Below are 9,087 nucleotides of genomic sequence, written 5' to 3' on the forward strand. Positions count from 1 at the left end.
TCCTGGAAGTCCAGGGCGTCGTGCAGGGGCTGGATGTTCACACTGTCGCCGACCGTTCTTCGCGCCAGGTAGGGGCGTTCGCGCCGGTGAGGCGTCGGGTCATGACGTGGGTCATCGCCCAGTAGACGCGGGAGGCGGAGGAGGAGGGGCGGCACAAAGGCCACCGGCCGCCTGTGGACATGCTCATCGTCGCTTTCCCCTGCTCGCGGTTGTCGACGTTGGTGACGGTGCCGTCCTTGATGTACCGGGCGAGGTTGAGCTCGGGGGCGTTGAGCTTGTCGTTTAACCTCTGGTGCGGTGCCGTTGGCAGACTCAGCGCGTGAGCTCCACGACATGCCCCAGTGCGACGAGGCCGATTCCTATGGCGAGGAGCGAAGGCGAGTGAACGTTCCAGCTGACCAGCATCAGTAAGGCCCCTGCTCCCCAGAGTCTCGGTTGCCGCACTCGTTGCTGGAGCCAGTGGCCTGGCATACGGCCGAGAAACAGAGCGTGCACTCCGAGGACGGCCCACATGATGGCCAGGATGAACAACGTCAAGGCCAGCACAGCAATGATGAACAACCCATCTCCCCTGATCCTGCTGCTGTCACGTCATGCGACGCTGCAATTCAATCTCAGAGAAGGGGAGTTCTAACCCTCGGGGGAGAGCGGTGTTCCGCGCCGTGGTTTGGTGCAGGTCTTGTGGCGGGCCGGGCGGCTGTATGCCTCGCCGGTGGCGAGGACTTTGCTCACGTTGTGACGGGTGGCGGGGTGACGGTCCTTCAAGCCCGGCGGTCGTCCAGGCCCTGGGCGGGACGGTTTCGGTGCGCTGGCAGGAGTGCCGGTCTTCGTGCGCAGGTTCCTGAACCCCCGCCGGACACGGGCGGGGGTGAGTCTGTTCGGCTCGGTCGGCTTCTCCCAGGGTCCGCGGAGGTCGGTGGCCAGTGGACGGGTGAGCCGGAGCTGGGCGTAGACGGCGATCACCAGCCAGGTCCACCGGTCGGCCGCATCCGAACTGCGAAGCCGGGGCTTGGTCCAGCCGAGTGTCTGCTTGAACAGGCGGAACGTGTGCTCCAGGTCGAAACGCCACAGGAAGGACTGCCGACAGCGGTCGACGTCCGCCGTGCTGGCCCCGGTGCCCGACCACCACAGCCAGACCGGCTTGTTCACCCCGCCGGACGGCAGCTTCTCCGCCGCGAGGCGGATGACGGTGCCCTCGATGAGGGGTAGCGGTCCGTCGTACTCGGTCCAGGCCGCCCGCGGGGTGGGTCTTGGGTGCAGCTGGTCCCATGCCCGCGCGGTCGCCTTGCCGTAGAGGCGGGTGTCGCTGACCGTCACGGCCTGCTCGATGCCCCAGGTGGAGGGATCGCCGAAGACGAACTCGCCTCCGTGCTTGGGCGGCCGGCCGCCCAGGGGGTTGGCCAGGGCGAACTCTTCGCGGGAGGGGGCCGGACGCCGCATAACCCGGTCTGGGCGGAGTCGGCCGTGGACCTCGACGGGCAGGCCGGCCAGCAGGTGGGTGATGCGGGGCGCGTCGTATCCGGCGTCCAGCACGGCCAGGACGTGCGGGTCGCCCGGCTTCCACTGTCCGGCCTCGGCGAGCTGCTCGACCATCTTGTGGAGCTGGATGGTGGTCACCGCGGCGACGGTGGCGCCGGGCTCCAGGCGGACCGCGTCCAGCACCGCCGTCCACGACGTGCGGCCCGTCTCCAGCGCGGCCACGATCGAATACGGCCAGCCCGGCACCATCTGGTGTTTGCCCTCACCCGGCCAAATGTGTGGCAAAGGCCAGGTCAGGGCAGGTGCTGGCGTCCGGCCGCAGCCACGGCGAGACGTCTGCGGCCAGCACGATCCGACCGTCCGCAGCCCTCGGCAGCGGCGTCGACACGAGAGTCCGACGCAGCCGAGCGACGTCGATGTGCCCCTGATTGAGGCCGGCGTAGAGGGCCCCGTGCCCGCGGCGGTGTTCCGGGGCGAGTGCCGGGTCGACGATCGTCCGCACCGGACCGTCCGTGCACAACAGGGCGTCGCACAACTCGAACAGCGCGTCGCCCCTCGCGGTCAGACACTCGTACAACTCCGTCCGGAAGCGCGACACTTCCGCGAACGCGTCCCGCAGGACGCCCAGGCACTCCAGACTCATGACCACGGCCTTCGTACTGTTCCTCTGCCTCTGTGACGGAGCAAAGGATCAGACGGAGGCCGCCCTCACGTCCGCTGGACTACGAAAACCCCGACCAACTTCGAGCCGCGTTCGACGCCGGACCTTAAACGACAAGCTGAGCGACTGTTTTCCATCCTGAGCGGCGCGTTTGCCCCGTGCAGGACTCGAACAGAGCGGTGGTGGGGAAGGCTGCGGCTTCACGGGTCGCGGCGGGTTTTGAGTGCTGTGAGAGCCAGGAGGCGGCGAGGGTTTGGTCCACTTGCTCGGGGCGCATGGCATGCGGTCCGGCGCCAGGTACGGCATCGCTCGTCGGCGGTCGCCGTGCAGGTCACGGCGGCCTTCCCGGACGGGCACCGGCGGCCGGCCGGTGGGCAGTCGCCGGGGATCGGGCGGTGGCTGTCCACACGGCCTCGGCCGCACCCTCCGGGCGTGACGACTGGTCACGGTGACAGCGAGCTGCCCGCCTGCATCGTCTCTGCACGGGTCACAGGTGATGTCGATCCCTCGTGGGTGGGACAGCGCTTTCGGCCGAAGCCTCCCGGCCTCGCGCGTCTTCCGCCCGCTGCCTACCAAGGCACCTGTGATCAAACAGTGATTTGAAGACTTTTTTCGTATTGATAAGAGTATTGGGCTGTTTGGTCGGCTCGTCTGGTCGCCAAGGATGCAGGCACGCACTGGTGCGAAAGAAAGCGAGTTCGGCATGGCTGATTGGGTGAAGGTCGCGGGCGCTCTCACGGCGATCTCGGCGGGGTCCAGGACCACGGTGTGGGGTGTGAACGCGGCGAGTGCGATCTACCGGTACACCAACTACGACGCCAACCCCTGGATCAACATCCCCGGCGGTCTGAGCGACATCGGCGCGGCCTCCGACGGTACGACATGGGGTGTCAACGGCGGCAACCAGATCTACCGGTACACCGGGGACAGCGACGGCGCGAACCCGTGGAAGGGCATCGACGGAAGTCTGGTGCGCATCGACGCGGGTTCGCGGACGAACGTGTGGGGCGTGGACTCCGCAGGCGCCATCTTCCGGTACACCAACCATGACGCCAACCCGTGGATCAAGATCCCCGGGGCGCTGAGTGACATCGGCGCGGGCGCCGACGGCACCGTGTGGGGTGTCAACGGCGGCAACCAGGTCTTCCGCTACACCGGGGACCAGGACAGCGCGAACCCGTGGAAGAGCGTCAACGGCAGCCTCAAGCGCATTGCGGTGGGCTCGCGGACGAACGTGTGGGGCGTCGACCCCGCCGGCAGCATCTACAAGTACACCAACAACGACGCCAGCGGTGGCAACCCGTGGGTGAAGATCCCCGGCACGGCCATCGACATCGCCGCCGGCGCCGACGGCACGGTGTGGCACATCAACAGCGGCGCCGAGATCTACCGCTACATCGGCGACCAGCCGAGCTGATCCCCGCACTGTCCTGGGCGCGGCCCTGGCGAGGTCCGGACCTCGCCAGGGCCGCGGAAGCGCGCCCTGACACCGCAGCAGATCCCTCGGCGGAGCGGCCAGAGGCGACGGCTCCGTCACGGGGTCACCGCTTCCGCCAGGCCCGGCCTGCCGCGGCCCGGGCAAAGGCGCCGCTGGCCGGGCCGAACAAGGCAAGGGCTGTTGTCAATGACGGGGAAGGGGGCGGACGAGGCTCGTGACCGCCCGAGCCCGGGGGCACGATCGGTGGCGGTCTCCTTGTGGGGACTTGCGGGACTGTGATGGCTGCTTCCGCCGCTGGGCCTGATGGGTAACTCACAGTCGAAGGCCGAGTTGCACGCCGGGATCCACTGGGTGGCGGTGCAGTCGCGGCTGCCCTTGGTCCCCGCGGCCGCACTCGTCATCTGGCTTCGCTCATGATCGCCAGGACACTGCCCAACACGATGGGCACGGCGGGTCGGGTTGGCACGGAAGCGAGCAGCCGATCTTTCGGGGACGGCGGTCGACATCCTGCCGTGCCGGTGTCCGTGCCCTGCGACGGCATGCCCACACCCCAGGCGCCGCGACCGAGTTGAGGACCATCCCATGGCCGCACTGTCGCGGTCCACCAAAGACGCCCGCGCCCAACGGCTGACCGGTCAGGCCTGCGCTAACAGGCGTCATGCACCGGCTTGCCTTGACGCTGGCGTCAATGTCTACGGTCGTCCTCGCGTACCGCCGCTGAGAGGGCGACGGGAATACGCGTGGGACTTGGCGAGCGTGTGGCCATGACCATCCGTGATGAACGACACCGGCGACCGAGTCACTACCGCTGACGGGGATCGTCGGTGGCGAAGCCCTGACAGCCCTGATACAACCCCGAGGTCGAATACATGCCTTCCCTCCTGCACATTGACGCGAGTATTCGCCGGACCGGCTCCGTGTCCCGCGAGCTGTCCGCTCACTTCGCCACGCAGTGGCGCCAGAATCATGCAGATGGCGGTTATTCCTACCGCGACCTGGCGACTCAACCCATTCCACACATCACGCACGCCGTCCGTGAAGCCCTTCTCGACCCGCGCGGCGAACACGGCGTGCCCCCAGAGGAGCGGGCACTCACCGAGACACTGACCGCCGAACTACGCGAAGCGACCACGCTGCTCCTCGGCATTCCCATGTACAACTACTCGATCCCGTCGACGATCAAGGCGTGGGTGGACCGCCTCGTCACCCCGGCCCACATGGTGGCGCCGAGCGGCGACCCCGGCCTGCTCAGCGGCAAGTCCGTGGTGGTGGTCACCGCCCGAGGCGGCTCGTACGCGCCCGGTACGCCCCGTGAAGGATGGGATTACCAAGAGCCGTACCTTCGGGCCGTACTTCACTCGATCGGTCTCGCGGACAACTTGACGTTTGTGCACGCCGAGCTGACTTTGGCGGCGACCGTGCCCCAGATGGCCCCCCTCAAGCCACTGGCTGAACAGTCCCTGGCAGCGGCGTACGAAACGCTCAAGAAGCTGGCCCTCTAGCCAGGTCTGCTGGGCGGCTATGCCTCAGCGTGCACGGAATGCAGAAATTGGGCCAGCACCTGCAATTGGGCTCACTTTAGATCGGCCGCCTCTGACCCACTCATGCGTTCGAGTCGGCTTCAGGTGGCCCCACTCCCCACTATTCGCACCGGTTGGCTGCGGGGCCACCTCAACCGTAAAGCCACGCCCCTTCGGCGATAGCTGCAATCATCGCCAAGTCGCGGGATTCGGTGGGTTCGCACACAGGGAGGACTCTGGTGTCGTCTTCGAAGCCGGTCACGTCCGTAACCGGTACTCAACTTCCAATCTGCTGTACCTGCGGTGTGCAGTACGGGGCACCGCGCGCCGATTGTCCGATTTGCCTGGACAAGCGACAGTATGTCGGCTGGAACGGCCAACGGTGGACCACACTGGCCGAGTTGCGCGCCGGTGGCCGGCGCGGCCGGTTCGAAGAGGAGGGCCCCGGTGTGCTCGGGGTCGGTGCGGTGCCGTCGGTGGCCGTCGGCCAGCGCGCGCTGTTGATCCGCTCACCGTCTGGCAACGTGTTGTGGGATTGCGTGGGCCACCTCGATGACGATCTTGTGGCCCAGATCGAGAAGCTGGGCGGGATCAGCGCGATCGCCGTTAGCCATCCGCACTTCTACGGCGTGATGACGGAGTGGGGCCGGGCCTTCGACGTTCCGGTACATGTACACGCCGCGGACCGTGACTGGGTCGGGCGGCCCGATCCGGTGATCGAGTACTGGACCGGCGACACCCATCAGATCGCGCCTGGCATGACGCTGATCAACGCGGGCACGCACTTCGCCGGCGGCACCGTGGTGCATTGGGGCGATGACCCTGAGGGGCACGGTGCGCTGTTCAGTGGCGACATCTTCATGGTGGTGATGGACCGGCGGTGGGTCAGCTTCATGTACAGCATTCCCAACTTCATTCCGGAGCGACCGCGTACCATCCGCCGCGCGCTCGCGTTGGTCGAACCGTTCACCTTCGAACGCATCTATGGAGCGTTCTGGGGACGGGTGGTTACTGCCGATGGGGCGGCTGCGGTGCGTCGTTCTGCGGAACGGTACCTGCGCTTCGCGCTGGAGGACGACTCGTAGTGGTGTCAGGTCCGGTCAGGACTCAGCGGCGACGGCGACACGGGCCCCACCCTCACGTCAACCCCCGAAGGAATCCGAGTGCGGCGGCCAGTCTGCGGCCGTGAAGATCGACCACGGACTCGGCCAGCAGGCCGGGCATCTCCTGACGTGGGGTCCCTGACGTGCGGTCCCTGTCCAACGACCGTATCAACGACTTGCGTCGGCGGCTCGCGTCACTTGAGGGTTCGCGGTGGAGGCGGATCGCGCCGCGGCCTGGGTCCGATAGCGGCCGGGCGTCGTACCGAACTCCCTCTCGAAGGCGTGGGAGAGCGCGTACGGGCTGCCGTAGCCGACCCGGCCGGCAATGGTGGCCAGGGTTTCCGGGGTGTCGCGGAGCATGGCGGCGGCGAGGATGAGGCGCCACCAGGTGAGGTACGCCATCGGAGGGCGGCCGACCAGGGTGGAGAACCGGCGCGCCAGGGTGGGACGGGAGACGCCCGCCTCTGCGGCCAGGCGGTCGTTGCTCCACGGCGCGGACGGGGCCGAGTGCATCGCCCGCAGGGCCGCGGCCGTCACCGGGTCGCCCAGTGCGCCGGGCCAGGCTCCGCTCGTCGTCTCGGTCATCCAGGAGCGGATCATGTAGACGAGGAGGAGATCGACCAGGCTCGGCAGCGCCACACAGGAGCCGGGCCGCATCTCGTCCAGCTCACCGGCGAGCAGGTCGATCGCCGCGCGGAGTTCGAGATGGCTGCCCACCCGGCTGGGAAGGTGGACGACCTCGGGCAGCTCGGTCATGAACGGGTGCATGCGGCTGCAGTCGAACCAGTACTTGCCGCAGAGTATCTCCGTCCCGTCGCCCTCAGGCAGGGCTCGCGGACCAGTCTCCGCGAGCCATCGGTCGAACGACACCGCCTCTTCCTCCGCGACAGCCGCGTCGACGGGGAAACCGGCGATCACATGGCCGGTGCCATGAGGCAGCAGCACCGCGTCACCCACACCGAGAGGCACGAGTGTGCCGCCGTCGGTGAGCAGCCAGCAGTTGCCCTTCAGAACGACGTGGAACCCCGCGCCGTCGTACGACTCCAGCCGCGCGCACCAGTTCCCGTCCACCCGTACCCGGTGGAACCAGGGGTGCCCCAGGTGCACGGCGGAGATCGCATCGCTCACCACATCCATGCGGCCAGGATATCTCGCGTATGTGGGGTGAGCCGCACTCGTATCTTACTGAGCAGAGGACACATTGAGAGGATCTTTCGATCTTTCTTAAGGTCGGACCCATGACAAACGAGAACGAGCGTGTACAGAGCTGGGTGCTGGGGGATGTCGAGGTCATCCGGCTCGTCGAGTGGCACCAGCCGTTCCTGCCGACCTCCGAGTTCCTCCCGGACGTCGGTGCCGACGTCTGGAGGGACAACGAGCGCTGGCTGGCACCGGACCACTGGAGGCCGGAGAGTGACAGGACGGCGATCGCGCTGCAGTCATGGGTCCTGCGCAGCGCCGGGCGGACCGTCCTGATCGACACCGGAGCGGGCGACGGGCGCGAACGACCGGGCATGGCGCCGTACTTCCACCGGTGCCAGGGGAACTTTCCCGGCCTCCTGGCGAGGGCCGGCGTCCGCCCGCAGGATGTCGACGTCGTCGTCAACACCCACCTCCATGTCGATCACGTCGGCTGGAACACCGTCGATGCGGACGGGGAGTGGGTACCTACGTTCCCCAACGCCCGCTACCTCATCCCTGCCGCGGACGACTTCCACTACGGCCCGGACAACGCGTACGGGAACGGCGCCCAGGACGTCGACCGCCTGATCTACGAGGACAGCGTCGCGCCCATCCACCGGGCCGGCCAGGCCCTGCTGTGGGAGGGCCTCCACCGCATCGACGAACACCTCACCCTGGAGTCCGCTCCCGGCCACACCCCGGGCTCGTCCGTGCTGCGACTCGCGTCGGGGAGCGACCGGGCGGTTTTCGTCGGAGATCTGGTACACAGCCCGGTGCAGATCCTCCACCCCTGCTGCAACAGCAGCTCCTGCCTGGCCCCGGAGGTGGCCGTCTCCAGCCGCCGCCGGATCCTCGGGCGGGCGGCCGACGAGCGGGAGCTGGTCGTCCCCGCGCACTTCGGTGGCGCGGGCGCCCTGGAAGTCCGACGCGACGGCGACGCCTTCGCCCTCGGCCCCTGGGCGACAGCCGACCCGGAGCAGGGGGCGTCAGCCGCTGAGTGAGCCTGTCACGGCCCGGGGGAGGCGGACGGGGCGGGCCGTGGTGCCGAGGGCGTCTCGTACGGATCCGACACCCCGCCCGTATCCGACTGCCATGCCCCGTCCGCACCTGCTCACCCAGCCCAACCTTCTCGATCCCGAGGCCCTGTTCATGACGCGTACGTCGCCCGGCCGGCCCGCAGAGGTGGCGGATCCGGACGCGATCTGCGAGATGTACTCGGTACGGGTCGACGAAGCCTGGCACCAGTTCATCCTCTACACCGACGAGTACATGGACTTGTGCCGGCGCTTCTTCGGCCACAATGCTCCACGCAGCCCCAGCAACGCACCACAACAGCCCTCGGCTGAGCAAACGCTCACGTGGTCGGTTGGGTTCGAACAGCGTCCTGGTTCAGGTGAGTTGTTGTGGGTGCGTGGAAGAACGGCCGGGCACGTGGCTCATCGGCCGGCAGCCGACCCTCCGCTTGCTGGGGGGTGGACGTGCTGCCGTGTCCGTCGTGGCCACGGCCCGCGGAGCCGGTCGCTGGTGGAGGAGTGTCGGAGCCCATGGCGGCCCGGTGTTCCGTCTTGCCGGGCGGGAGCCTTGTGGACACGGGTGAGCGGGGTGTCGTGCGGCAGCGTGGGGGGCTGGTCGTATGCGTCCGCCCAAGGGTTCGTTGGTGTGGTTTCCTGGCGAGTCGATTGGGCGTGGGGGTGTGTCGGGGGC

General features: G+C 68.0%; 6 protein-coding genes and 2 pseudogenes. 5 read left to right on the forward strand and 3 right to left on the reverse strand.

From position 1 onward, the window contains the following. Positions 1 to 37: 37 nt before the first annotated feature. A pseudogene (locus BHU15_RS42200) lies at positions 38 to 151 on the reverse strand (IS5/IS1182 family transposase); the annotation flags it as partial. 479 nt (positions 152 to 630) lie between these two features. After that, positions 631 to 2,122, reverse strand: a pseudogene (locus tag BHU15_RS26840) (NF041680 family putative transposase). 721 nt (positions 2,123 to 2,843) lie between these two features. On the opposite strand from BHU15_RS26840, the gene BHU15_RS26845 reads away from it, so the two are divergent. From BHU15_RS26845 to BHU15_RS26855, 3 genes are all read left to right on the forward strand, one after another. Next, positions 2,844 to 3,557: a tectonin domain-containing protein gene (locus BHU15_RS26845; RefSeq protein ID WP_069629544.1), complete on the forward strand. Its 714-nt coding sequence runs from the start codon at positions 2,844 to 2,846 to the stop codon at positions 3,555 to 3,557. An 890-nt stretch (positions 3,558 to 4,447) separates the two neighbouring features. Next, a complete protein-coding gene (locus tag BHU15_RS26850) occupies positions 4,448 to 5,080 on the forward strand; it encodes an FMN-dependent NADH-azoreductase (RefSeq protein WP_069629545.1) in 633 nt (210 codons plus the stop codon). 323 nt (positions 5,081 to 5,403) lie between these two features. Further along, complete coding sequence (locus tag BHU15_RS26855; RefSeq protein ID WP_255293227.1) at positions 5,404 to 6,183, forward strand: MBL fold metallo-hydrolase; 780 nt, start codon at positions 5,404 to 5,406, stop codon at positions 6,181 to 6,183. Between the two features lie 186 nt (positions 6,184 to 6,369). Here BHU15_RS26855 and BHU15_RS26860 read toward each other — a convergent pair whose 3' ends face one another. Beyond that, positions 6,370 to 7,338, reverse strand: a complete 969-nt coding sequence (locus BHU15_RS26860) for an AraC family transcriptional regulator (RefSeq protein WP_069629547.1) — start codon at positions 7,336 to 7,338, stop codon at positions 6,370 to 6,372. A gap of 101 nt (positions 7,339 to 7,439) precedes the next feature. On the opposite strand from BHU15_RS26860, the gene BHU15_RS26865 reads away from it, so the two are divergent. Both BHU15_RS26865 and BHU15_RS42365 read left to right on the forward strand, forming a co-directional pair. After that, a complete protein-coding gene (locus BHU15_RS26865; protein WP_069629548.1) occupies positions 7,440 to 8,384 on the forward strand; it encodes an MBL fold metallo-hydrolase in 945 nt (314 codons plus the stop codon). A 208-nt stretch (positions 8,385 to 8,592) separates the two neighbouring features. Then, on the forward strand, positions 8,593 to 9,087 hold a 495-nt coding region (locus tag BHU15_RS42365), incomplete at its 3' end, for a UCP032817 domain-containing protein (protein WP_497210039.1).

Origin of the sequence: Streptomyces niveus (assembly GCF_001723055.1) — a bacterium.
Lineage (GTDB): Bacteria > Actinomycetota > Actinomycetes > Streptomycetales > Streptomycetaceae > Streptomyces > Streptomyces niveus.